This is a genomic window from Candidatus Sphingomonas phytovorans (assembly GCA_029202385.1).
GTDB classification, from domain to species: Bacteria; Pseudomonadota; Alphaproteobacteria; order Sphingomonadales; family Sphingomonadaceae; genus Sphingomonas; species Sphingomonas phytovorans.
In genome coordinates this window covers 3,029,865-3,053,980 of the sequence record CP119314.1, presented here as the reverse complement: position 1 = coordinate 3,053,980, position 24,116 = coordinate 3,029,865, and the positions used below count along the sequence as shown (strand labels likewise).

The window sequence follows — 24,116 nt, the reverse complement described above, 5'->3', positions numbered from 1 at the left end:
GGCTGACTGGGGTAACGCGTTTGGGAAGGATCGTTTCCGGTAATGGATAGCATAGTGAAACTTTTTCGTCTGTCGTTGCGCAAGCGAAATCTCTTCGGCGCGTTGCTGGCACTGGTGCCCGGGGCGGCGATCGGGCAGACCGCACCAGTGACACCGCCTTCGCCTCCGCTGTCCCCCGTGATCGTGATCGCGCACCGCGGTGTCAGCGGCCTGCGCCCGGAACACACGCTTGCCTCGTACCAGCTCGCGATCGAGCAGGGCGCCGACTTCATCGAGCCCGATCTGGTGCCGACCAAAGACGGCGTGCTGGTCGCCCGGCACGAGAATGACATCACCGAGACGACCGATGTCGCGAAGCATCCTGAATTCGCCGCGCGCAAGACGACCAAGGTGATCGACGGCGAGAAGCACACCGGCTGGTTCACCGAGGATTTCACGCTGATCGAGCTGAAGACGCTGCGCGCGAAAGAGCGCCTGCCGATGCTCCGCCCCGACAACGCACAATATGACGGCCAGTTCGAGGTGCCGACCCTGGCCGAGATCATCGCGCTGGCGAAGAAGCATTCGGTCGGTGGCCGGATCGTCGGCATCTATCCCGAGACCAAGCACCCGACCTATTTCGCCTCGATCGGCCTGCCGCTCGAGAAAAGGCTCGTTGCGCAACTCAAGGCGGCGGGCTGGCACGATGCGAGCGCGCCGGTCTTCATCCAGTCGTTCGAGGTGAACAACCTGAAGGCGCTGCACAAGCTGACCGGTATCCGCCTGATCCAGCTGATGGATGGGAACGGGGCGCCGGCCGACAATGCCGCGCCAAGCTATGCCGCGATGGCGACGCCGGAGGGGCTGAAAGCGGTCGCCGCCTATGCCTGGGGCATCGGCCCCAACAAGGACATGATCATCAAGGGCGATGCCGCGCCGTCGACGCTGGTCGCCGACGCCCATGCGGCGGGCCTGCGCCTCCACCCCTGGACCTTCCGCGCGGAGAATTTCTTCCTGCCGCCGTCGATGCGCGTCGGCATCAATCCGCGCGCGCATGGCCGTCTTTCGGACGATATTCGTCGCTATCTGGCGCTTGGCATCGATGGTTTCTTCACCGATTTCACGGCGATCGGCGTCGAAGCACGGGGCACCCGAGTCAATTGAGAAGAGACGATCGATGCGCAAGATCCTGATTCCCGTCGCCCTGGCGCTGCCGCTTCTCGGCGGCGGCTGCCTGGTCAAGACGGCAGCCAATGTCGTCACCCTGCCGGTCAAGGCGGCGGGCCAGACCGTCGACTGGGCGACGACCAGCCAGGACGAGGCGGACCGCAACGCCGGCCGCAAGCTGCGCAAGGAAGACCAGAAGCGCGCGAAGGAAGAGCGCAAGGCGCGACGCGAACAGGCGCGGCAGGAGCAGGCGCAGCAGGACCAGCGCTGAGACCGGCGCCCGCGTTTTCACGAGAAGGACATTCCTGAGACTCGACGCCGCGCACCCGGTGCGCGGCGTATCCGCTTGACTTGCCCTCAGCGACAGATACCTTCCCTCTTGGTCGCAGCGGTCGGGAGTACGCGGCGTAACCGGGCCATAATCCGGAAAGTTTGCCGACCGTGTCACATGTCCGTCCGCGCCGTATCGCGCTCCCCCTCGTCACCGCCACATTCCTCGTTGCGTCCAGTCTTCTGGCGTCCGGCGTTCATGCCGAGCTTGGGGGGACGGTTTCGGGCGTGAAGTCGGACAGCGCGCGCATGGCGGCGCAGATGGCCTCGGTGACGATGGGCAGCTATGCCCGTCACGACCTGACCCGCGCCAATGGCGGGGCCGTGCATGAATTCACCAACGCCAATGGGCAGGTTTTCGCGATAACCTGGTCGGGACCGGGCAAGCCTGATCTGCGCGCGCTGCTCGGCCGCTATTTCACGACATTCCAGGCGGCCGGTGGCGCGACCGGCCGGGCGATGCATTCGCTGCGCCGTCCCCAGCAGGTCAACCAGGCCGACCTGCAAATCCAGACCGGAGGGCATATGGGCTGGTTCAGCGGTGTCGCCTTCATCCCCTCGCTCGCGCCGGCCGGCTTTTCGCCCGCCGACCTGCCGCAACAGCCATGATCGGAGCTCGCCCGTTCCTTGCCCTGATCGCCGCGCTGGTCCTGACTGGATGTGGCGGTTCCGATTCGTCGACCCCGGTCGCCATGGTGACGCCGGCACCGACCCCAACGCCCACCCCGACCCCCACGCCAACGCCCGCCGCGACCGCGAACACGGCGACCGTCACGCTCGATGCGGGTCCCGCCGCGCTCGGCGTCGGTTCCAACGCATACACTGCGTTCAACGAACCCTATGTGACGGTCACCATCTGCGCGCCGGGGTCGACCAGCAATTGCCAGACGATCGACCATATCATCCTCGACACCGGATCGGTCGGGCTGCGGATCATCCAGCCGGTGCTCAACGCGAGCCTCCTGTCAGCCTTGCCGACTGAAACCGACGGCGCCAGCAATCCGGTCGGCGAATGCTATCAATACGTCAATTCCTACGCTTTCGGCTCGGTGCGCACCGCGGATTTCTCGATCGCGGGGGAGAAGGTCGCCAACATGCCCTTCCAGGCGATCGGAGATTCCGGCAGCTTCGCCGCCGTGCCATCGACCTGTTCGGCGGGCGGCGGAAGCGCGGTCACGACGGTGCAGGATTTCGGCGCCAACGGGATCATCGGTGTCGGCACGACCACCACTGACTGCGGCGCCTATTGCACAAGCGCGGGGGGATCCTCGGCGGCGATCTATTATGATTGTCCGTCCGGCGGATGCAGCGCGATCATCGGTCGCGCGTCGAACGCGGCGGCGCCGTTCGAGCAACTGCCCAACCCGGTGGCTGCCTTCCCGGTCGACAATAACGGCACCATCCTCACCCTGCCGTCGGTGCCGCAGGCCGGGCTGGCGAGGCTGACCGGCACGGTGACCTTCGGCATCGGCACCCAGGCCGACAACGCACTGACCGCCGCCAGCGTGTTGCCGGTGACGACCACGTCGAGCCGGCTCGGGCCGGGCGTGCTCACCGCCACCTATAACGGCAAGCAACTGACCCAGAGTTTCCTCGATAGCGGCAGCAACGATTATTACTTCATCGATACGGCGCTCAGTCCCTGCACCGACAAGAGCCTGATCGCCTTCTACTGCCCGGCGTCGCCGACGTCGCTGTCACCGATGCTGACCGGGACCAACGGAACGACCGCAAGCGGCATGTTCACCCTGTACAGCCCGCTCATGGTCGCCGGCTCCTCGACCGTGGCGCCCGGGCTTGGGGTGAACCCGACACTGGTCACGCCGCCGCTGCCCTTCGCCAACAGCTTCGATTTCGGCATACCCTTCTTCTTCGGCCGTACGGTCTATACCGCGATCGAGGGTCGTCCGGCGGGCGGGGTGCAGGGGCCTTATTTCGCCTTCTGACGCGCGACGGCCGTTTGGCCGGGGATTCCGAGAGGTGCGCAATCACATCCGTCATGCCGGATCTGTTCCGGCATCCACCGGCCCGTGGGAGTCGAAACCCGTTGGCACGTGGCACGGTGGACCCCGGAACAGGTCCGGGGTGACGATCTAAGCGAGATGAATCTGCCTCTATTCGCCGCCCAGCACCGCCGCGATCGCCAGCAGCACTTCGGGCCGCACCTGCACGCCGATATGGCTGCTCCGCACGCGGATGTGCCGGCGTCCCGGCTCGCGGCAGATCGCGCCGTTGACCAGCCCGTCGCTCGCGCTCCAGATCGCCGTCGCGGGGACGGGCAGCGGCCGCGCCACTTCGGCCGCCATCGCCTTCACCCGGGGATCGTCGATCCGGTCGCCCGTCAGCCATTCGAACGCGCGCCACACATTGGTCGCGCGCGGGCTGCCGGCGAAGGGCGAGCTGACCGTGATCACCTCGCGGACCAGATCTGGCACGCGGTGCGCCGCCATCCGCGCCATGATCCCGCCCAGGCTGACCCCGATCAGCGTCACCTTCTCGCCCGTCTCGCCATGGATCTCGCTGATTCGCTCGAACAGCTTCTCGCCCTCGGGCCCGATCGCACGTGCGCCGAAATTGCGCCCAAGGCCCCAGCCATAGGCGCGGTAACCAAGCCGGTTGAGATAACCGCGCATCGCGAAGTTCGACCGGTCGGCATTGACCAGCCCGGGCAGGATCAGGACCGGACGCCCGTCGCCCCGCGGCGCCGCGGCGAGCTTGCGCCGGCCCCAGAGGAATTGTCCCAGCCCAAGCGCGCCGCGCGGCAGCTCCATCGCCCAGAGCAGCAGGGAAGGGGCCTTCGCCTCGGCCATCATTCGAACCATCCAAGCACCGTCACGGGAAAGGGCGTCCAGGCGCCGACCCGCACGCCGGCATGGCGCAGCGCATCGCCAGTCCAGGCATTACAGGTCCGAACCGCGCTGTACCGGCCCCGCGCCTCGTAAAAGGCGTCATAACCGGCATAGCCGAACTGGTGGCCCGGCCGTTGCCCATCGTGGGTCCGGAAGCTGGAGCGGATGAACGCGGCAAGGCGGCGATACTCGTCGGGGCGCAGTACCACGCTACGTATGTCCCCCTCGTCATCGACGTCAACGCGCGGCTCGGGCACATGGTCGACATGAATCACCGTGCGGTCGCTGCCCATTGCCGCGCCGAGGATGGTCAGCGGCTTCACATCGGCCCAGGTCGGCGTTTCGAGATAGAAGGTCCGCTCGCCCCAGCCGATCGAGACATGGCTGTACCCGGCATAGCGCGGATCGCGCAGGTCTTCGGCACGAAGCAGGTCGCGCCAGTCCTCGCCCCCGCCGACCATGGGCACGACGATGCCGGTGTGGATGCCGTTGCTCTCGATATAGATTCGCACGCCTGTTTCAGGCTGCGTCCAGCCGGGATTGGACGGGATCGTCCCGCCGACCATGCCCGCCGCGCCATAAGCAAGGAGGATTGCGACCAGCGCGGCGACGGCCGCGCCCAGCAGCCTTGCGCCGTTCCGCAGCGGGTGGATTTTCGGCGGCATCGCGAGTGTGATATGGTATTTCAATGACGGACGAAACGCATGTTCTCGACTGCCCGCCCGAGGGCGCGTCTCCCGACTGGACGATTCCGCAGGACTGGTCGCACTATACGCCCGGGGAACATGCGGTGTGGGACACGCTGTTCGACCGCCAGGCAAAGCTGCTCCCCGGCCGTGCGTCGGAGGCCTATCTTCGCGGTCTCGACGTGCTCAAGCTCTCCAAGCCCGGCATCCCCGATTTCGAGGAACTGTCCGAGCGGCTGATGGGCCTGACTGGCTGGCAGGTCGTCGCGGTGCCCGGCCTGGTGCCTGACGACGTGTTCTTCGATCACATGGCCAACCGGCGCTTCGTCGCGGGCAATTTCATCCGCCGGCCCGACCAGCTCGATTATCTGCAGGAGCCCGACGTCTTCCACGACGTGTTCGGCCATGTGCCGATGCTCGCCGATCCGGTGTTCGCGGATTATCTTGAGGCCTATGGCCGCGGCGGGCAACGCGCGCTCGAGCTCGGGGCGCTCAAGCATCTCGCCCGGCTCTACTGGTACACGGTCGAATTCGGCCTGATCGCGCAGCCCGAGGGCCTGCGCATCTATGGTTCGGGCATCGTCTCCAGCTTCGCCGAAAGCCGCTTCGCGCTTGACGATCCAAGCCCCAACCGGATCGCCTTCGACCTGAAGCGGGTGATGCGGACTGAATATCGGATCGACGATTTCCAGCAGAATTATTTCGTGATCCAGAGCTTCGACGACCTGCTTCGGCTGACGGTGGAGACCGATTTCGCGCCGCTCTACGCCGAGATCATGGCGCAGCCGGATGTGCCGGTGGCGGAGATATTGCCCGGGGATGTGGTGCTGACTCATGGCACGCAGGACTACGCGCGGGGGAAGGCGGCCCGCTAAATTCCTCCCCGCTCCGGGGAGGAATAAATTACCAGCTTCCGAAACCCGGGGTCTCAGCTTCCTTGCCGCTGTTCCGCACCGGCCTTCTCCACCCGAGGCGCTGCCGTTTGCGCAGCCTCAGCGTCGGCCAGTCCCCGATCTGCGTGCGTCCGGCGAGGAACAGACCTTCGCGCCGATAGGCCCGGGCGACCGCTGCGGCCTGGGTGTCGAGCAGCCCCGCCAGCACCAGCGTCCCGCCCGGTTCGAGCGCGGCGCCGATCGCCGGGGCCAGGGCGATCAGCGGACCCGCCAGGATATTTGCGACGATCAGGTCATAGGGTGCGCGTCGTGCGATGAGCGGATGGTCAAGGCCGGAAGCGACAGCAAGCGCGAGTTGCCCTTTGCTGTGTCCCAGCGCGATGCCGTTGAGATCGGCATTGTCTGCCGTCACCTCGATCGAGGCCGGGTCGATGTCGGACGCCGTGGCATAGGCCCGTGGCCAGAGGTGCATCGCGGCGAAAGCGAGCAGCCCCGTTCCCGTGCCCACATCGATGACATTGCGGAACATCGCGCCGCGCTGCTTCAACCCGTCGAGCGTCATCAGGCAGCCGCTGGTCGTCTGGTGCTGCCCGGTGCCGAACGCGCGGCTCGCCTCGATCCGGAACGCACGGGTGCCGGGCGGCACCGTGCCGCGATTGGCCTCGGTATGGATATAGAATCGTCCGGCATGGACAGGCTCGATCCCGGCCTGGCTCAGCGTGACCCAGTCCTGCTCGACCACGCGCTCGGGCTTCGCCTTGCTCGCCGCGCCGCTCGGCACCAGCGCGCGCACCACCGCAACGGTCGCGGCATCGGGCTTGCCGTCGAAAAAGGCGTCGAGCCGCCAGCTGTCGGGATCGTCCTCCACCTCCTCGCTGGTCAGCAACACCGGCGCTGGATCGAGCGCCGCCAGCGCCGGTGACTCGAAATCGATCGCCTCCGCTTCGTCGCGGGTGCAGGGCAAGGTGAGCTTCCAGCTCTCGGCCATCAGGTTTCTCCGTTCGTACGGAGCGCCAAGCAGAAGAACCGGGTTTCGACAAGCGCCGCCGCCCCGAAGAGCGGCGGCGTGAAGCGCTTATGCCCTGAGCGCTTCGGCGATCGACTCGGCGAGAGGCGTGGTCGGCCGGCCGATCAGCCGTGCCAACCCATGCGATTCGTCGAACAGCGCATCATGCGCCGCCGCTGAGTCCGAATTCGCCAGCAGCGCGGCCAGTCCCTCGGGCAGGCCGGCACCGAGAAGCGCCGCGCGATAGTCGACCTCGGGCATGTCGACATAGGGAATCGTACGCCCTGCCTGGCGGGAGAGTTCGGCGGCGAAGCCGGCCAGCGTGTAGGACGTATCGCCCGCCAGTTCGTGCACGACGCGGGGCCCGGTATCGTCGATCAGCGCGGCCGCTGCCGCCACGGCATAATCGGCGCGGGCCGCGCTCGAGATGCGCCCGTTGCCCGCACTGCCAATCAGGGCACCGTGCTGGAGGGCGGATGGGATCGAGGCGGTGTAATTCTCCGTGTACCAGCCGTTGCGCAACAGGGTGAAGGGCAGGCCGCTCGCCGCGACCAGTGCCTCCGTCTTGCGATGTTCCTCGGCCAGGCCGAGCGCAGAGACATCGGCGTGGAGCACGCTGGTATAGGCGATGCGCTTGACGCCAGCGCGCCGCGCTACGTCGATCACCGTGCCATGCTGGGCGACTCGCGCGCCGAGCGCATTGGACGAGATCAGCAACACGCGTTCCGCGCCCGCCAACGCGGCGTCGAGCGTTTCGGGCCGGTCATAATCACCCTCGCGGACGGCAACGCCTTCGGGAAAGAGCCCGGCGGCACGGGCGGGGTCACGGACGATCGCCGCCACCGCGGCGGGCCCGGCGCGCTCGGCAAGTGCTGCGACGACGTGTCGGCCGAGCTGTCCGCTCGCGCCGGTAACGAAGAAACGGGGGGTGGTGCTCATGATCGGTTCCAGTCTCGGTTTGTTGACCAGGTCTCAGATAGAGACCATAAGTCAGGTCCGTAAGACGGCACTTTCCCGTACCCTGGTTACCTGGAGGATACCATGCAAGACCCCCAACCGGCGGCGCATGCGGCGCTTGGCGCCAAGTTCGAGAGCTGGGTCGCGATGGGGTTCGACGACACGCGCTGCCCGGTGCGCAACCTGCTCGACCAGATCGGGGATCGCTGGTCGATGCTGCTTCTCTCGGCGCTGGCGGCCGGGCCGAAGCGATTCAGCGCGCTTGCCCGAGCCGTGCCCGACATCTCGAAGCGGATGCTCACCCAGACGCTGCGCACGCTCGAGACCGACGGCTTCGTCCACCGCGACGTTCAGCCGACGGTGCCGCCGAGCGTCACCTATTCGCTGACGCCGCTCGGCCGGAGCTTCGCCGCGCCACTGCTCGGGCTGGTCGAATGGGCCGAGGCGAATTTCGCGACCGTGCTTGAGGCCCGTGGACGGATGGCACGGGCGGCATAGGGTATTCGGCGTTCAGCGCGGGGCGCCGAACGTCGAATACCGATCGTCAGCGGACGTAGCTCGCCCCGTTCACGTCGATCACGCCGCCAGTCATCGATGGCGGCGCGTCGAGCGCCAGGAAGCGCGCTGCCTCGGCCACTTCCTCCGGCATCGCGACCCGGCCGAGCGGGATGTCGGCGAGCAGCTTGTCGCCGCCGCGGCTCGCCAGATATTCCTCGGCCATGCCCGTCATGGTGAAACCGGGACACACCGCGAAGGCGAGGATACCCTGGGCGGCATAGCCCCGCGCGATCGACTTGGTCATCGCGACCATGCCGGCCTTCGACGCGGCATAGTGCCAGTGCGCCGGTGAATCGCCGCGATAGGCGGCGCGGCTGGCGATGTTGACGATCCGGCCGCCGGACTCGCGTTCCTGCCAGTGACGCACGGCGAGCCGGCAGAGCTCGGCCGACGCGGTCAGGTTGATGCGCATCGTGCGCTCCCAGTCGGCGACCCACTCGTCATGCGGCCGGTCGACCGGGTTCGCCTCGAACACGCCGGCATTGTTGATCAGGACGTCGACCCGCCCCTCGAACAGCTCGAGCGCCGAATCCCACAATGCCTGTGGGGCTGCCGGATCGGCGAAGTCGGCGGGAATGCCGCTCGCCCTGCCCTGGCCGATGAGATGGATGCCAGGGCGGGCAAGCGCGACGGCAATGGCCGCCCCGATCCCGCGGCTGCTGCCGGTGAGGAGGATGTTGGTCATGGCGCGGGCCATAGCCGCCGCGCACGGCCGCCGTCACCCCCGCTTCGGACACGAACGAAGGTCGTAACCTTCTCATTTTCCTGGACTGGCCGGAAATGACTGGCGGCCATGTGGTGATCCGCGGCCATCGCCTGGCGTGCGTATTCGGGATTATGCGATCCGGTCCAAGTGTAGAGCGCGGCGCATTGAGTAATGCTGCGAATATCACCGATCCGGATCTAATATTCTTTCTCGAGGAGGCGCTACACTCTTCTTTCATTTTTGGGAAATAGCAGGCGGAAAGGGGGGCTACAGTCAATGATTTCGAACAGTTCGACATCAGGTGGCATGTTCCGCGCGTCGATCCACTGGTGCGGGATGACCGACGCGGCGGCGGTCGGGACGATGCTGGCCATGGTTGCCGCGACCGGGCTGGTCTTGACCTGGGTTACCGGGCTTCCTTTCGTCGACGTCATTCCTGTCGTGCTGAAGTTCGTCGCTGTGGCGCTGTTCATCGGCACCCTGCTCGGGGCCGGCCTGCGTTTCACCCAGCGCGACCTTCCCCCACAGAATCGCTTTGGTGGCGATCGGGCGAGGCTGCTGTTCCTCGTTTCGCTGCTTGTCGGACTGACGATACCCGTTTTCGGCATCTTCAAGCAGATGGTGCTGCCGATGCGCGGTTTCCCGCTCGATCCGCTATTGGGCGCGATCGATCGCATTCTGTTTCTGGGCAATGATCCCTGGCGCTTGTCGCATGCGCTGATGCCCTCGCTTTACGCCACGATCGTGCTCGACCGGCTTTATTCCTTGTGGATGCCGATGATGGTCGCGTTCCCGATGATCGCCGCGATCGGCGCGCGAACCTCCCTCGATCGCCTCCGGCTCGTCTCAAGCTGGCTGCTGGCCTGGGTGATCGTCGGCGGACTCGCCGCCTGGCTGCTGGGATCGGCCGGCCCGTGCTACTACACCGATGTGGTTGGCCCTCACCCCGGGTTCGGGGCACTTGATCTGTTGCTTGGCAAGCAGGACCAGCGTGCCGAGGCGATCGGCTGGCCGATCGCCGCGCTCGATTTCCAGCCGATGCTCCTGGATGCCTACCGGCTCCGCGATTATGCCCCGGCCGGCGGCATCTCGGCCGCCCCGTCGATGCACGTCGCGATGGCCACGTTGTTCGCCATCGGCGGGTTCAATGCGCACCGATGGCTTGGCTGGGCGATGTCCGTTTTCGCGGCGCTGATATGGATCGGGTCGATCCACCTCGGCTGGCACTACGCCGTCGACGGACTGATCGGCATCATGCTGACGATCGGCATATGGCGGACCACGGCGCTGATGGCCCCGATCCTCGCACCCGAGTCCGGCGAGAGGCTATTTCCCCCTCAGGGTTGAAAGCGATCGATCTCTCTTCGGGTGACGCCCGATCTGCTGGCCTAACGCTGCGTGCCACGGCGGGCGACCCGTTCCACCGCATCGGCGACCGTCCGGTACAGGGCAGGCGGCAGATCATGCCCCATGCCGCTGACCAGCATGAACTCGGCCCCCGGAATTGACGATGCCGTATCCTCGCCGCAGGCTGGAAGGATCAGCGGGTCGTCTGCCCCGTGCACCACCAGCGTCGGCGCGGTGATGCTGGCCAGCCGCGTCCGGCGGTCGCCGGTGACGGCGATCGCGGCGATCTGTCGCCCGAAGCCGCCCGGATCATGGGCCCGCCGCAGTTCATCGAGAACCAGCGCCCGTTGCGCGTCCTCGTCGAACGGATAGCCGCTGCCGGCGATGCGCCGCGCAAAAGCCAGGCTGTGGGCCAGGAATCCTGCCTCGTCGGCGAAGGGGTCCGGCGCGCGTGTCGTCATCATCGCCATGACATCCGGCGCGGCTGGCAGAAGGGAAGGGTTGCCCGAACCGGACATGATCGAGGTAAGCGACAGGACCCGATCCGGATGCTCGCTTGCGACGATCTGCGCGATCATGCCGCCCATCGACCTGCCGACGAGATGGGCCCGGTCGATCGACAGCGCATCGAGCAGGCCGATGGCGTCGCTGGCCATGTCGTGGAGGGTATAGGGCACGTCGGGCCGCTGACCGGCCATGAGCATGGCGGCGAGCGTGCCGAAATCCGGGATCGGCCGATCGGCGAAATGAGTCGAACAGCCCGCGTCGCGATTGTCGAAGCGGATCACGCGATAGCCCCGCGCCGCCAGATCCAGGCAGAACGGGATTGTCCAGCGGATCATCTGAGTCCCGAGCCCGGCGATCAGCAGGATCGCCTCGGCATCGTCGTCACCGAAACTCTCATAGGCCAGATCGATGCCATTGGCCTTCAGCATGTTCATGGTCGTTTTCCATTTGCGCCGGTTCGCCGCGTAGCGGCTGGACGCCGGTACACACGAAACCTTGTGCAGCGCCACCTCGATCGGCCTCCTGCGGCCGCGCGTGATCTTTCGGCGCGAAAAACAGGCAGGCGCACATCGGGGCTTTGTGATCGCCCGGCTTTTTTCTAGGGTCCGGCGCATGCGGAGACGTTGCGCGACGCGGATCATGACCATGGCGGCCGCCATTCTTGCGCTGTCGGCCTGTGCCGGCGGCAATTTCCGGCCCGTCGCCGATCTGCCGGTCAAGATCGGGCAACCCTATCAGGTGCGGGGGACGACCTATGTGCCGGCTGTCGATCCCTCCTATGACATGCTCGGCTATGCGAGCTGGTACGGACATGAGTCGGGGGATCGCACCGCCAATGGCGAACGCTTCCGCCCCGATTGGGTGACCGCTGCCCACACGACCCTGCCATTGCCCACCTATGTCGAGGTGACCTCGCTCGATACCGGACGGCGGATCGTCGTGCGGGTCAATGATCGCGGGCCGTTCGTGCCGGGCCCGCGCATCATCGATCTGTCGCGCGGCGCGGCGGAACTGCTCGGCATGAAAGTGCAGGGTCGCGCGCCCGTGCGGGTTCGCCGGGTCGAGCCGGCGGAGAAGGATCGCGAACGCCTCCGCCACGGCAAGCCCGCGCGCGGCCTGCCGCCCGTATCGGAACAGGTGCTGCAGAATCTGCGCGGACAAATGACCGCGGCGGGCCAGTAACGAACGCACCGCGCCGCATCATCGGCAACGGTTGCGATCGCCCGGGTTGGCAGGCAGACGGGGGTCCGAGGGGAAAGATGCAGGCACTCTTGATACTCGTGGCGGCGGTCGGGCTCGCGCCGCTTGTCCTCGGCATGGCGCGTCTTGGGCGTCCGGCGCCGGGAATCTCGCTCCGGCCGGGCCTGAGCTCGATCCTCCTGTGCGTGCTTGCCTTCAACCTGACCTTCTTCTGGCAGGAACTCTGGCTGGTCGTCCCGAAGGCCCTGACGCCGGGTCTCGCGCCGGTGCTGTATCACAACGACCATTCCTGGACGGGCGATGCGCCGGTCGCTGAATTGCTCCAGGGAACTGGCGCGCTCGCCACGCTGGCAAGCGGCCTTGCCTCGCTGGTCATCCTGCTTGTCCGCCCCCGCCTTTCCGGCACCTGGCGCCTTCTCCTGTTCTGGATGGCGTTCCAGGGGCTGTTCCAGTCGCTGAGCCAGTTCGCGATCGGGACGGTGCTGCCCGGCAACGACATGGGACGCGCGCTCGCCTTTCTCGGGGTGAGCGAGGTGGGGAAGGGCGTGCTCCTGCTGGCGGTGACTCTTGCGATGGGCCTAGCGGGGATTGTCCTCGCGACCCTCGCGACCCTCGCGCCTGCGGGCCTGGCGAGACCTGAAGCGTTTCGGACCCGGGCGTTCGGCGTGGCGATGCTCCTCACCGCAGTCGCCTGCGTCCTGCTCGTCGCGCCCTATCGCATGCCGCGGAATCCAGTCGAGGTGGCGCTGGTTCCGGCAATCGTGAACCTGATCGGCATTGGCTGGCTGGTTCTCGGCGCGTCCTTCTCGCGTCGACGCCGCAGGATAGACGACGACGGGAGAACGAGCCTCGCGGGTCCGGGCATCGCCCTGATCGCGCTGCTGCTCTTTTTCCAGATCGTCCTGCGGCCCGGCGTTGCTTTCTGACGGCTGGTCCGCTGGCGTTTCCGGTCAGCCGGGCTCGAAAAAGGGGGCCAGCCGCTCGACGATCCGGTCGAGCACCGTCGCGCCGGCTAGGTCGGGCTCGAATGTCTTTCCGGTGATCGTTTCGAACGCTTCGACATAGATTGCCGAGGTCTTCAGCACGAGGTCCTGCGGGATGGCGGGGATGGCGTCCTTGTAGGGATCGCAGCGCGCCGCCACCCAGGAACGGATGAAATCCTTGTCGAAGCTTTCGGGCCGCTCGCCAGCCTCGAAGCGCCCGGCATAGCTTGCCTGCTTCCAGTAACGGCTGCTGTCCGGCGTGTGGATCTCGTCCGCCAGGATGATCCTGCCCTCCGCATCGACACCGAATTCATATTTGGTATCCGCCAGGATCAGGCCGCGCTCTGCCGCCAGCTTCTGCCCGCGCGCGAACAGAGCGAGCGCGGTGGCGCTCAGCTCCTCCCATTGCGCCGGTGTGACGAGGTTGCGATCGAGGATTTCGGTCGGCGTCAGCGGCTCGTCATGTCCGCCGTCGAATTCCTTGCTGGTCGGGGTGATGACCGGGGCTGGCAGCCGTTCATTGTCCCGCATCCCGTCCGGCAGCGTCATGCCGTACATGCTGCGCTGGCCGGCCTTGTAGAGCGTCAGGATCGACGTGCCCGTCGTCCCCGCGAGATAGCCGCGTACCACGATCTCGACCGGCAGGATGTCGAGCCGGCGGCAGAGCAGGACATTGGGGTCCGGATAACCGAGCACATGGTTGGCGCAGATATCGGCCGTCTGCTCGAACCAGAAGCGCGCGGTCTGGGTCAGGATCTGGCCCTTGAACGGTACCGTGCAGAGAATCCGGTCGAAGGCGCTCAGTCGATCGCTCGCGATGATGATCCGCCGTCCGTCGGCGAGATCGTAATTGTCGCGCACCTTGCCGCGATAGTGCCGGGGAAGCTGCGGGATCGTAGCATCGTCCAATGTTCGCGAGGCGTAGGCGGCAAGATCCTGGGGCGACATGGACGTTCCTTATTCCGGGGCAGGCGTCCCCTAGCTCAGGCCTCCCGCTCGTGCCAGCAGCAGGACGGGATTCAAGCGCTGTTGATACGATCGATCAGCGCCGGAAGCTCGGCCAGGCGGCCGAGCCGGGCGTAACGAGCCGCGTCGTCGGGAGGGGGTGCGCTCTCGTGCTTCCAGGCACCGTCCTGCGGAATATACGCTGCCCAGGCACCGGCCTGCAGCGCGGGCAGCACGTCAGACCGCATCGAGTCGCCCGCCATGATCGTTTCGTCGGCCTTGACGTCGTATCGGTCGAAGAGATGGCTGAACGTGCCGGCGGTCTTGTCGCTCACGATCTCCACGCCGGTGAAGCGCTCCCCAAGACCCGACGCGGCCAGCTTCGCCTCCTGATGGAGCAGGTCGCCCTTGGTAACGAGAACGAGTCGACCGCGATCCTCCAGATCTTCAAGCGTCTGCGCAATGCCGTCGAACAATTCGACAGGGTGCGCGAGCAGCGACCGACCGGCGGCCAGGATGTCAGCGACCATCTTCGGCTTGAGGTCGTTTCCGCACAGGTCGACGGCCGTTTCGATCATCGACAGGGTGAAGCCCTTGGCGCCGTAGCCGTAGAGCGGAAGGTTTCGCGCCTCGCACGCTTCCAGGGTCGGGCGTGCCACGCTTGCGTCAGCGAAGGGGCGAAGCATCTCCAGCAACGCCTCTTCGGTCGCGTTGAAATGGCGCATATTGTGCCAGAGCGTATCGTCGGCATCGAGGCAGATAAGGCGTATCGTCATGGCGCGCGCTTAGCGCGCAGGGCATTGGCGAGCCACGGATATGTTTTGCGCGATGCTCCCCGTTTCCCGCTTTTGCGGTAGCATGCGCGCCGAGGAGAGCAGGATGCAGATCGTTCAGGAACGTCCCGGCGACGAAGCCGCCATCCGCACCGTGACGCAGACTGCCTTTATCGGCCAGCCGCACAGCGAGCAGGCCGAAGCGGCGATCGTCGATGCGCTTCGGGCCGCTGGCGCGCTGACGGTGTCGCTGGTCGCCATCGATGACGGCATTCTGGTCGGGCATGTCGCCTTCTCGCCTATCACGATCGACGGCGCAGATCGGGGATGGTTCGGACTGGGGCCGGTTTCCGTTGCCCCCGGGCGCCAGCGCGAGGGCATCGGCTCCCGGCTCATCGCGGGGGGGGGCTGGACGATCTGAAAGCGCGGGGCGCGCGCGGCTGTGTCGTCCTTGGCGATCCCGGATATTATCGGCGTTTCGGCTTCGAGCCTCGTGCCGGCCTGACCTATGGCGGGGTGCCACCCGAATATTTTCAGGCCCTGGCCTTCAGCGGCGACAATCCTGTGGGCGAGGTCGAGTACCATGCGGGATTCGGGGCCCGGTAAAACGAGACTATGGACCGGACGCACGTCGATCCCGGTGGTGATGCTTCAGGTGCCTCGCGGTCGTCGCGATGGTGTCGGCGAGGGGAGGGCTGTTTCCTGGCGCGAGGGGCGCTAAGCGGAGGCCCTCAACGTGGTCGCGATCCAGGAACAGGCTGATGGAAGAAAATCAAGCGGGCGTAAGGATCGATCACCATATGGTGCCCTTCCCGCAGTCGATCAGCGCGGAGGCTCAGGCTGCCCTCAGGCGTCTCGTGCGCGAAGACGGGGTTCCGCTCAATTCCCTGCACGTCATGCCGCCGCCTGACGATCATGAAGCATGGCTGGGCATGAAGGCTGCGGTCGACCTTCACTACGCAACGGCTGTCAAGGAACTGGCAGGCAGCCTGCGTTCGAGCGTCGAGACGATCGAGCTCGGCGAGGCGACCGTTCATGTAGCCACGCCGGAGACGGCGACCTTCGCCGGGGGTGCCTATATCGATCTCCATGGTGGCGCGCTGATCTTCGGGGGAGGCGAGGCGTGTCGTGCGGGCGCACGGATGCAGGCCGACCAGCATGGCGTGGTTTGCTACGGCGTCGACTACCGGACGCCGCCCGAACACCCATATCCTGCCGCGCTGGACGACTGCATGGTCACCTATCGGCACGTCCTGGATCATCACCGCCCGGAGGATATCGTCATCGGCGGCAGGTCGGCCGGCGGTAATCTCGCTGTCGCCACCGTGCTCCGCGCGCGGGACGAGGGCTTTCCCTTGCCGGCGGCGCTGGTCCTGCTGTCGCCTGAGGTCGACCTGACTGAATCAGGCGACAGCTTCCACGCCAACCGGACCATCGACGTGGTCCTGCCCGGGCCGCTCATGTCGACGAACCTGCTCTATGCCGGTGGCGCCGATCTAACGCATCCCTATCTCTCGCCGCTCTTCGGCGACTTTCAGCAAGGCTTTCCTCCCACCTTTATTCAGAGCGGCACGCGGGACCTTTTCCTGTCCAACGCGGTCAGGATGCATCGCGTGCTGCGCCGGGCGCGCATATCGACCGAACTCCACATCTTCGAGGCGATGCCGCATGGCGGTTTCATGGGAGCGCCGGAGGATAAGGAATTGGCGGAGGAGGTCGCCCGCTTCGTCAAGGAACAGTGGCGGCGGCCGGCTTAGTCTGGAATTGGGCCTGCAACTGGTGAGCCAGCCCAAGGCCGTTACCCTCGCCGAGAAGGTATCCGCTGCCAATGCCGTCTTTGATATCATAGGAGGGTCGGATGATCCTCTCCCTCTCGTTGGAGCAGGCCGATGCAAACGATCGAGCGGACCTCATGCTGGCACGGCCTTCGCGAAGAATTGAAGAAGGCGAAGGCCGCTGAGACTGTCGACGCGCGCGACTTTCATATCGACAAGGCCGGCGCATATGCGGCGCGTCTTGCGGACGGGGCCAGTGGTAGTCCGGGGGAACCGTCCCATGCGGCCTTCTATCTCGACTGCGCGTTGACCGATATCGGTCCCGAAGATCCGTGGCGGGTCCCATTGTAGCAACACCTGCGAAGCGGATCGATTCGGAGCCGCGCTGAGCAGGACTCAGGCCACACCTTCACTATGTCTAAGCCGCGACACTCGCCGAGAACGTATCCGCTGCCCCCTTCAACCCGCTCAGCCGGTCGTCGACCTCGCCGAACTCGCGGCCCAGCGCATCGATCTCGGTGGCTACGCTTTCGGTGTCCTCGCGGATCGTCGCGATGGTGTTGGACATGGAATCGGCCGCAAGCGCCGTTTCATCCACCGCGGCGGTGATTGCCGTCACGGTCTGCGCCTGCGCTTCCATGGCGAAGCGGATTCGGTTGGCGCTGTCCTGCACGTCGGAGACGGTCGACTTGATCGATGCGTTGGTGTCGACGGTCGATCGCGTGGCCGACTGGATCGCGGCGATCTTGGCGGCGATATCGTCAGTGGCGCGGGCCGTCTGGTTCGCCAATGACTTCACTTCCTGCGCGACGACCGCGAAACCGCGCCCGGCATCGCCGGCACGTGCCGCCTCGATCGTCGCGTTGAGGGCGAGAAGGTTGGTCTGGCCGGCAATGTCGCGGATCAGGCCCAGGATCGATTCGATCGACTGCGCATGGACGCTCAGCGTTTCGGACATGCCGACGGCGTCGCCCGCCTGGCTTGACGCACGGGTCGCGATTTCGGCCGCCGCTTCCACTTCGCCGCGGGCATCCTCGATCGCGCGGATCAGGCCGGCGGCGGTCCGCGCGGCCTCGCGCATCGCGATCGCCGATTGTTCGGCGGCGGCAGCAACTTCGGAGGTCTTGCCGAGCATGCCGCGCGCTGAAGCAGAGGCGCGCTGCGCCTGCACCCGGATCCGGTTACCAAGCGTCGCCGTGCCTTCGATCGACTGGGCGATGCTTTCGCTGAACTGGGCGGAGCGGGTCCGCCGCTCCTCGCGCGCACGCTCGACATCGCGCGCGCCAAGGTGCGACGCCATCACATCGGCCTCGACCAGGCCGAGCCGCTGGACCACATCGGAAAGCTCACGCAGCCGGCTTGTGTCGCCGCCCATCTTCCTTTCGATCACCTCGAGCGTGCGGCTGTGCGAGAAGCTCAGCGACGACAATAATGCCTGGAGTGGAATGTTCAGCCGGTGCGATCCATCGGCATGGCGGAAGGCCATCAGCATCCAGGCATCATCGAACGGCCGCTGATATTTGGCGCGGGTATATTCGGCGCTACGGGCGACCCGCCTGGCGATCTGGTCAGGCCCGAGATGCTTGCGCAGGTGCGAGACCACCGGCAGCGCCAGATATTGTTCCCAGAAAGCCGCGGCGATATCCGCCTCGCTGCCCTGGATCAGGCGCGCGATTTCGGCCGAGGCCGGGGCGATCGCGCCGTCCCAGTCATAGTTCGCGACATGCTCTGCGATGGAGCGCGAATCGCCGCTCCAGCCCCCTATACTGCCTGCGCTATTCTGCGCCATTCAGTCACATCCTCCCAATGCCCACGAGTCCTGGGCTCATGCAGCGACTTTGGCGACGAACTCGCCCGCGCTGTTCTTGAGCGTACCAAGCCTACCATCAAGTGAATCGAATCCCTGGCCGACGCGCTCGATGTCGGAAGCGACGGTCTCGGTATCCTCGCGGATGGCGGCGATCGTGTTGGACATTGAATCGGCGGCAAGGGCTGTCTCGTCCACCGCGGCGGTGATCGCCGTCACGGTCTGCGCCTGCGCTTCCATGGCGAAGCGGATTCGGTTGGCGCTTTCCTGCACTTCGGAAACGGTTGCCTTGATCGACGCGTTGGTATCGACGGTGGATCGCGTGGCGGACTGGATCGCCGCGATCTTCGCGGCGATATCGTCGGTGGCGCGGGCCGTCTGGTTGGCGAGGCTCTTCACTTCCTGGGCGACCACGGCGAAACCGCGGCCGGCGTCGCCGGCACGCGCTGCTTCGATCGTTGCGTTGAGGGCGAGGAGGTTGGTCTGACCGGCAATGTCGCGGATCAGGCCAAGGATCGATTCGATCGATTGCGCATGGTCTGACAGGGTTTCGGACATGCCGACCGCAAGGCCGGCCTGGCTCGATGCGCGGGTGGCGATCTCCGCGGCTGCTTCGACTTCGGTACGGGCATCCTCGATCGCGCGGATCAGGCCGGCGGCGGTCTGCGCCGCCTCGCGCATCGCGACGGCTGATTGCTCCGCGGCGGCGGCGACTTCGGAGGTCTTGCCGAGCATGCCGCGCGCCGAAGTGGAGGTACGCACCGACTGGCCGCGCAGGGCGCTCGATTCCTGGGTTGCGCTCTCGACCATCTGGGCGATTCCGTCACGAAACTCGGCGGCGAGCTTGTCGCGGCCGGCCTGGGCGAGATGCTCGCGATAGGCATTGTAGATGGCGACGGTGATCTCGCCCTCGAGCGCGGATAGGCGCATGAGCGTATCGACCAGCACCGGCAGGCGCGCATCGTCGCGGTCGACCTTGCGGGTAATGACGCCAAGCGCGACCCGGTCGCTGGCATTGATCATCGACAGCAGCGCGAGCGGCGAGACGTCGCCGACATAGGCGGCGGCGACGGAGCGTTCGATCGATTCGATCCAGGCCCGGCCGGTCGTGTCGAGGAAGCGGTTGCGCAGGAAGGTGCAGCCGACCTCGATCATCTTCGCGGTTTCGTGCGGTGCCCAGATGCGTTCGTCGGCGAAACAGCGCAGCCATTGCTGCCAATAGCCCTCCGAGATCGCCCGGATTTCGGGCTCGATCACGTTCCACGCATCGCGACTGGCGCCCGCCAGCGATCCGTCGACATCGAAGACGCGAAGCCTGGCCGCGATATCCACCTTGGCGGCAATCGTGCCGGGGGTGGGCAAGTCACTGGGGGTCAAGGGCGGAACTCCGTAGCTGGCGACCATCCGCGTCCAAGCGGTTCTGCAGAGGAGCTATCGGGATAAGGTTAAAGGCGAGTTAGGAAGTGGTGCCGATTTATGCGCAAAACGGTGCCAGTCGGCGCCTGGGGGCTTGCGAATCAGATAAGTGAGTGCTTATGTATCGGCATGATCCAGAATGACATCTTCAAGGCGCTGGCCGACCCGACCCGCTGTGCGATCTTCGAGAAGCTGGCGAGCGGGAGCATGAACGCCAGCGCCTTGCGCGAGGGGATGACGATCAGCCAGCCGGCGATGTCCCAGCATCTTTCGGTCCTGCGCAACGCAAGGCTGGTGCGGGAGGAGCGGCAGGGCCGCTTCGTGAACTATCAGGTCGATCCGGATGGTCTGGCGCTCATCGCCGGATGGCTGACGAAGTATCGCGCCTATTGGCCGGCCCGTGTCGATGCCCTCAAGGCCTTGCTGAAGGATATGGACCAATGAACGACGTGAAGGGCGAGAGCCCGGCGCAGGACCTGGTGCTCGACTACGACCTCGATGCGCCGCCCGAAAAGGTGTGGCGGGCGATCAGCATCCCCGCCTTTCGCGAGACCTGGTTGCCGAAAGGAGATCTGGCCGACATGGAGCCGGTCTCCACCGCGCCGGGCGAGGAAATCCGCTACAGGATGCAGGACGGAGAACCGCCCTTCCTCGAAAGCGTGGTGACGTTCCGGGTCGAGCCCAATGCGGCGGGGGGCACCAGGCTGAGAATCATCCACGGGCTCACGGATGCACGGCTGGGCCGCCGGCCGCCAAGCGCGGCGAACAACAACTGGTCCTGCCTCCTGCGCGCTGCCTGACACCGCCGACCGAAGAAATACCGGAAGAAAAGGAATTCGCCCGTGCGCGAAGCGATGCAACTCGTCCCCATGGTCATCGAGCAATCAAGCCGGGGGGAGCGGTCTTTCGACATCTATTCCCGCCTGCTTCGCGAACGGATCATCTTCCTCAACGGAGAGGTCAACGATACGATTTCGGCGCTAGTCTGCGCGCAACTGCTTTTTCTGGAAGGCGAGAATCCGAAAAAGCCGATCCAGCTTTACATCAATTCTCCCGGCGGCGTCATCACCAGCGGCCTCGCGATGTACGATACCATGCGGTACATCAGGGCGCCGGTGCATACCCTGTGCATGGGGACGGCTCGCTCGATGGGGTCGTTCCTGCTGATGGCGGGTCAGCCCGGCGAGCGCGCCGCGCTGCCCAATGCAAGCCTGCACGTTCATCAGCCCCTGGGCGGATTCCAGGGGCAGGCGTCGGATATCCTCATCCATGCCGCGGAAGTGGAGAAGACCAAGCACCGTATCACGAGGCTGTATGCCGAGCATTGCGGGCGCACCTATGAGGAGGTCGAACGGGTCCTGGACCGCGACAGGTTCATGACGGCCGAGGAGGCGCTTGAATGGGGTCTCATCGATCATATCCTGACCGAGCGGGAGGCAGCACCCGAAACGACGGATGACTCGTCGCGCGCAATTACAGACTCGTAGAAACCGGGATGCGGCGAACAGGGCCAGCGTGATCGGTCGCGATCGCGCGCATCGCCTCCTGTGTCCAATCCACCTTGCATCGCGGGACGTCGGGACTAATACGGCGCCACTGACCGTCCGAGAGGATTTCCCGCCTTGGCTAGCCCACGCAACCCCGCCCGACCGATCTCGCCGCACCTGACGGCGTGGAAATGGGGCGTCCATATGACCGTTTCGATCCTTCACCGCGTGACCGGTGACGGGCTGGCGACGGTCGGCACGATCCTGCTCGTGTGGTGGCTTGCTGCCCTGGCGGGCGGCAAGGAAACCTATGCTGCCTTCACCGACATCTTCACGCTGGCGGACGGCCGGCTGAACATCGTCGGCTATGTCTTCGGCATCGGGCTGACCCTGTCGCTGTTCCAGCACATCGCCACCGGCATCCGCCATTTCATCATGGACGCGGGCGCCGGCTTCGAGCTCAAGATCAACCGGGCCGGCTCCTGGCTGACCTTCGTCTTCTCGATCACCTTCACCGCCCTGTTCTGGGCCTATCTGCTCGTGGGGAAATAAGATGGGCAACGGTACCGAACTCGGCCGCGTCCGCGGCCTCGGCTCCGCCAGGGAAGGCGCGCATCACTGGTGGAACCAGCGGGTGACCGCCGCGGCCAACTTGTTCCTGATGCTCTGGCTGCTCGCGTCGATCGCGCGCCTGCCCAATTATGATTTCGCGACTGTGCACGACTGGATGGCCTCGGCCTGGGCGGCGATCCCGATGATCCTGCTGATCGCGTCGGTCTTCTATCATTTCCGCATGGGCCTTCAGGTCGCGATCGAGGATTACCTCCATGACGAGGGCCGCGTCGCCGCCATGCTCGCCCTCAACTTCTTCACCGTCGCGTCAGCCGCGATCGCCATCTTCTCGATCCTCAGGATCGCCTTTGCCGCCGGAGCGCCAGTCTGATGCCGGAAGCCTATAAGATCATCGACCACACCTATGACGCGGTGGTCGTGGGAGCGGGCGGGTCGGGCCTGCGCGCGACCATGGGCATCGCCGAGTCGGGCCTGAAGACCGCCTGCATCACCAAGGTGTTCCCGACGCGCAGCCACACCGTGGCGGCGCAGGGCGGCATCGCGGCGAGCCTGGGCAACAACTCGCCGGATCACTGGACCTGGCATATGTTCGATACCGTCAAGGGATCGGACTGGCTCGGCGACCAGGACGCGATCGAATATATGGTTCGCGAGGCCCCGGCGGCGGTCTATGAACTCGAGCATGCCGGCGTGCCGTTCAGCCGCAACGAGAGCGGGACGATCTACCAGCGCCCGTTCGGTGGCCATATGCAGAATATGGGCGAGGGTCCTCCCGTGCAGCGCACCTGTGCCGCGGCCGACCGCACCGGCCATGCCATGCTCCACGCGCTTTACCAGCAGAGCCTGAAGTACGACGCCGACTTCTATGTCGAATATTTCGCGCTCGATCTCATCATGGAGAACGGCCAGTGCCGCGGCGTCATTGCGCTGTGCATGGAGGACGGCTCGATCCATCGCTTCCGCAGCCATGCGGTGGTGCTGGCGACGGGCGGCGGCGGCCGTGTCTATCAGTCGGCGACCTCGGCGCACACCTGCACCGGTGACGGCAACGGCATGGCGTTGCGCGCGGGCATCGCGCTTCAGGACATGGAGTTCGTCCAGTTCCATCCGACCGGCATCTATGGCGCGGGCGTGCTGATCACCGAGGGCGCGCGCGGCGAGGGCGGTTATCTGACCAACTCCGAGGGCGAGCGCTTCATGGAGCGCTATGCCCCGTCGGCGAAGGACCTGGCTAGCCGCGACGTGGTGGCGCGCTCGATGGCGATGGAGATGCGCGAAGGGCGCGGCGTCGGCGAGCATGGCGATTATATCTACCTGCACCTCGACCATATCGATCCCAAGGTGCTGCACGAGCGCCTGCCGGGCATCACCGAGACGGGCAAGATTTTCGCCGGTGTCGACCTGACGCGCCAGCCGCTGCCCGTCACGCCGACGGTGCATTATAATATGGGCGGCATCCCGACCAATTATCACGGCGAGGTCGTGCATAACAAGGACGGCAACCCGGACACGATCATCCCCGGCCTGTTCGCGGTGGGCGAGGCGGCCTGCGTCTCGGTGCACGGCGCCAACCGGCTCGGCTCCAATTCGCTGATCGATCTCGTCGTGTTCGGCCGTGCGACCGGCCTGCGCCTCAAGGACCAGCTCAAGCCGAACACCCCGCACAATGCGCTGCCCAAGGGCTCGGAGGAGTTCGCGCTCACCCGGCTCGATCATTTCCGCAATGCGAAGGGCGCCGCGCCGACCGCGAAGGTCCGCGCCGAGATGCAGCGCACGATGCAGAAGCATTGCGCCGTGTTCCGCGACACCGCGCTGCTGGCGGAGGGCGTCACCAAGATGGACGCGATCTATTCAAGCTTCGCCGATGTCGGCATCAGCGACCGCTCGCTGATCTGGAATACCGATCTGGTCGAGACGATGGAGCTCGACAATCTGATCGGCCAGGCCGTGGTCACGATCAAGGGCGCCGCCAACCGCCAGGAAAGCCGCGGTGCGCACATGCATGAGGATTTCCCCGACCGCGACGACGCGAACTGGATGAAGCACACCGTCGCGACATTCGACGGCTGGGGCGGCAAGGGCGGCACCACCGAGATCGATTACCGCCCGGTGCACGATTACACGCTCACCGACGATATCGATTATATCAAGCCGAAGAAGCGGGTTTATTGA

The 24,116-nt window shown here is 65.8% G+C and carries 28 protein-coding genes; 18 read left to right on the top strand and 10 right to left on the bottom strand.

Going from position 1 to position 24,116, the window contains the following annotated elements; all coding sequences use genetic code 11:
• Window positions 1–129: 129 nt before the first annotated feature.
• The 4 genes from P0Y59_14020 to P0Y59_14005 all read left to right on the top strand — a co-directional run bounded on the left by P0Y59_14020 (window position 130) and on the right by P0Y59_14005 (window position 3,422).
• Window positions 130–1,143 carry a glycerophosphodiester phosphodiesterase gene (locus tag P0Y59_14020; GenBank protein WEK02578.1) on the top strand — a complete coding sequence of 338 codons (1,014 nt, stop codon included), beginning with the start codon at window positions 130–132 and terminating at the stop codon, window positions 1,141–1,143.
• 13 nt (window positions 1,144–1,156) lie between these two features.
• Entirely contained in the window at window positions 1,157–1,417 is a 261-nt protein-coding gene (locus tag P0Y59_14015; GenBank protein ID WEJ98070.1) for a hypothetical protein, read from the top strand.
• 170 nt (window positions 1,418–1,587) lie between these two features.
• The gene (locus P0Y59_14010) at window positions 1,588–2,085 is read left to right on the top strand and encodes a DUF2844 domain-containing protein (protein ID WEK02577.1); all 498 of its coding nucleotides are present in this window, start codon (window positions 1,588–1,590) and stop codon (window positions 2,083–2,085) included.
• The gene (locus P0Y59_14005) at window positions 2,082–3,422 is read left to right on the top strand and encodes a DUF3443 family protein (GenBank protein ID WEJ98069.1); all 1,341 of its coding nucleotides are present in this window, start codon (window positions 2,082–2,084) and stop codon (window positions 3,420–3,422) included. The genes P0Y59_14010 and P0Y59_14005 overlap by 4 nt, the downstream gene beginning before the upstream one ends.
• A gap of 168 nt (window positions 3,423–3,590) precedes the next feature.
• Here the strand turns inward: P0Y59_14005 and P0Y59_14000 are convergent, their stop codons facing one another.
• Both P0Y59_14000 and P0Y59_13995 read right to left on the bottom strand, forming a co-directional pair.
• Window positions 3,591–4,286 (bottom strand): alpha/beta hydrolase, encoded by a 696-nt coding sequence (locus P0Y59_14000; protein WEJ98068.1) that lies wholly within the window; start codon window positions 4,284–4,286, stop codon window positions 3,591–3,593.
• Window positions 4,286–4,990, bottom strand: a complete 705-nt coding sequence (locus P0Y59_13995; GenBank protein ID WEJ98067.1) for a TIGR02117 family protein — start codon at window positions 4,988–4,990, stop codon at window positions 4,286–4,288. Before P0Y59_13995 ends, P0Y59_14000 begins: the two co-directional genes overlap by 1 nt.
• A 23-nt stretch (window positions 4,991–5,013) precedes the next feature.
• On the opposite strand from P0Y59_13995, the gene phhA reads away from it, so the two are divergent.
• Window positions 5,014–5,886 (top strand): phenylalanine 4-monooxygenase, encoded by an 873-nt coding sequence (gene phhA, locus P0Y59_13990; GenBank protein ID WEJ98066.1) that lies wholly within the window; start codon window positions 5,014–5,016, stop codon window positions 5,884–5,886.
• 28 nt (window positions 5,887–5,914) lie between these two features.
• On the opposite strand, the gene P0Y59_13985 is transcribed toward phhA, so the two are convergent.
• Complete coding sequence (locus P0Y59_13985) at window positions 5,915–6,892, bottom strand: 50S ribosomal protein L11 methyltransferase (protein WEJ98065.1); 978 nt, start codon at window positions 6,890–6,892, stop codon at window positions 5,915–5,917.
• 87 nt (window positions 6,893–6,979) lie between these two features.
• A complete protein-coding gene (locus tag P0Y59_13980) occupies window positions 6,980–7,849 on the bottom strand; it encodes an SDR family oxidoreductase (protein WEJ98064.1) in 870 nt (289 codons plus the stop codon).
• Window positions 7,850–7,951: 102 nt separating this feature from the next.
• Between P0Y59_13980 and P0Y59_13975 the strand changes: the two genes are divergently transcribed.
• Window positions 7,952–8,365, top strand: coding sequence for a helix-turn-helix domain-containing protein (locus P0Y59_13975; protein WEJ98063.1), 414 nt, complete (start codon window positions 7,952–7,954; stop codon window positions 8,363–8,365).
• A 46-nt stretch (window positions 8,366–8,411) separates the two neighbouring features.
• Here the strand turns inward: P0Y59_13975 and P0Y59_13970 are convergent, their stop codons facing one another.
• Window positions 8,412–9,110: an SDR family NAD(P)-dependent oxidoreductase gene (locus P0Y59_13970; protein ID WEJ98062.1), complete on the bottom strand. Its 699-nt coding sequence runs from the start codon at window positions 9,108–9,110 to the stop codon at window positions 8,412–8,414.
• Window positions 9,111–9,407: 297 nt separating this feature from the next.
• Between P0Y59_13970 and P0Y59_13965 the strand changes: the two genes are divergently transcribed.
• On the top strand, window positions 9,408–10,478 hold the full coding sequence (locus P0Y59_13965; GenBank protein ID WEJ98061.1) for a phosphatase PAP2 family protein: 1,071 nt from the start codon (window positions 9,408–9,410) through the stop codon (window positions 10,476–10,478).
• A 41-nt stretch (window positions 10,479–10,519) separates the two neighbouring features.
• On the opposite strand, the gene P0Y59_13960 is transcribed toward P0Y59_13965, so the two are convergent.
• Complete coding sequence (locus P0Y59_13960) at window positions 10,520–11,644, bottom strand: alpha/beta fold hydrolase (GenBank protein WEJ98060.1); 1,125 nt, start codon at window positions 11,642–11,644, stop codon at window positions 10,520–10,522.
• Between P0Y59_13960 and P0Y59_13955 the strand changes: the two genes are divergently transcribed.
• Window positions 11,631–12,167, top strand: a complete 537-nt coding sequence (locus P0Y59_13955; GenBank protein WEJ98059.1) for a septal ring lytic transglycosylase RlpA family protein — start codon at window positions 11,631–11,633, stop codon at window positions 12,165–12,167. The genes P0Y59_13960 and P0Y59_13955 overlap by 14 nt on opposite strands.
• A gap of 77 nt (window positions 12,168–12,244) precedes the next feature.
• Entirely contained in the window at window positions 12,245–13,111 is an 867-nt protein-coding gene (locus P0Y59_13950) for a hypothetical protein (GenBank protein ID WEJ98058.1), read from the top strand.
• A 24-nt stretch (window positions 13,112–13,135) separates the two neighbouring features.
• Here P0Y59_13950 and P0Y59_13945 read toward each other — a convergent pair whose 3' ends face one another.
• Window positions 13,136–14,116: a phosphoribosylaminoimidazolesuccinocarboxamide synthase gene (locus P0Y59_13945; protein ID WEJ98057.1), complete on the bottom strand. Its 981-nt coding sequence runs from the start codon at window positions 14,114–14,116 to the stop codon at window positions 13,136–13,138.
• Between the two features lie 71 nt (window positions 14,117–14,187).
• Window positions 14,188–14,889, bottom strand: a complete 702-nt coding sequence (locus tag P0Y59_13940; protein ID WEJ98056.1) for an HAD family hydrolase — start codon at window positions 14,887–14,889, stop codon at window positions 14,188–14,190.
• Between the two features lie 103 nt (window positions 14,890–14,992).
• On the opposite strand from P0Y59_13940, the gene P0Y59_13935 reads away from it, so the two are divergent.
• The 3 genes from P0Y59_13935 (at window position 14,993) to P0Y59_13925 (ending at window position 17,012) form a co-directional block, all read left to right on the top strand.
• On the top strand, window positions 14,993–15,307 hold the full coding sequence (locus P0Y59_13935) for an N-acetyltransferase (protein ID WEJ98055.1): 315 nt from the start codon (window positions 14,993–14,995) through the stop codon (window positions 15,305–15,307).
• A gap of 340 nt (window positions 15,308–15,647) precedes the next feature.
• Complete coding sequence (locus P0Y59_13930; GenBank protein WEJ98054.1) at window positions 15,648–16,643, top strand: alpha/beta hydrolase; 996 nt, start codon at window positions 15,648–15,650, stop codon at window positions 16,641–16,643.
• Window positions 16,644–16,775: 132 nt separating this feature from the next.
• On the top strand, window positions 16,776–17,012 hold the full coding sequence (locus tag P0Y59_13925; GenBank protein ID WEJ98053.1) for a hypothetical protein: 237 nt from the start codon (window positions 16,776–16,778) through the stop codon (window positions 17,010–17,012).
• A 67-nt stretch (window positions 17,013–17,079) separates the two neighbouring features.
• Here P0Y59_13925 and P0Y59_13920 read toward each other — a convergent pair whose 3' ends face one another.
• Complete coding sequence (locus P0Y59_13920; GenBank protein ID WEJ98052.1) at window positions 17,080–18,450, bottom strand: methyl-accepting chemotaxis protein; 1,371 nt, start codon at window positions 18,448–18,450, stop codon at window positions 17,080–17,082.
• Between the two features lie 36 nt (window positions 18,451–18,486).
• On the bottom strand, window positions 18,487–19,830 hold the full coding sequence (locus P0Y59_13915; GenBank protein WEK02576.1) for a methyl-accepting chemotaxis protein: 1,344 nt from the start codon (window positions 19,828–19,830) through the stop codon (window positions 18,487–18,489).
• Between the two features lie 183 nt (window positions 19,831–20,013).
• Between P0Y59_13915 and P0Y59_13910 the strand changes: the two genes are divergently transcribed.
• The 6 genes from P0Y59_13910 (at window position 20,014) to sdhA (ending at window position 24,116) form a co-directional block, all read left to right on the top strand.
• Entirely contained in the window at window positions 20,014–20,328 is a 315-nt protein-coding gene (locus P0Y59_13910; protein WEJ98051.1) for a metalloregulator ArsR/SmtB family transcription factor, read from the top strand.
• Window positions 20,325–20,684 (top strand): SRPBCC domain-containing protein, encoded by a 360-nt coding sequence (locus P0Y59_13905; GenBank protein WEJ98050.1) that lies wholly within the window; start codon window positions 20,325–20,327, stop codon window positions 20,682–20,684. The genes P0Y59_13910 and P0Y59_13905 overlap by 4 nt, the downstream gene beginning before the upstream one ends.
• A 54-nt stretch (window positions 20,685–20,738) precedes the next feature.
• Window positions 20,739–21,371, top strand: a complete 633-nt coding sequence (locus P0Y59_13900; GenBank protein ID WEK02575.1) for an ATP-dependent Clp protease proteolytic subunit — start codon at window positions 20,739–20,741, stop codon at window positions 21,369–21,371.
• 135 nt (window positions 21,372–21,506) lie between these two features.
• Window positions 21,507–21,923, top strand: coding sequence for a succinate dehydrogenase, cytochrome b556 subunit (sdhC, locus tag P0Y59_13895; GenBank protein WEJ98049.1), 417 nt, complete (start codon window positions 21,507–21,509; stop codon window positions 21,921–21,923).
• A gap of 1 nt (window position 21,924) precedes the next feature.
• Window positions 21,925–22,314 (top strand): succinate dehydrogenase, hydrophobic membrane anchor protein, encoded by a 390-nt coding sequence (gene sdhD, locus P0Y59_13890; protein WEJ98048.1) that lies wholly within the window; start codon window positions 21,925–21,927, stop codon window positions 22,312–22,314.
• On the top strand, window positions 22,314–24,116 hold the full coding sequence (sdhA, locus tag P0Y59_13885) for a succinate dehydrogenase flavoprotein subunit (protein ID WEJ98047.1): 1,803 nt from the start codon (window positions 22,314–22,316) through the stop codon (window positions 24,114–24,116). Before sdhD ends, sdhA begins: the two co-directional genes overlap by 1 nt.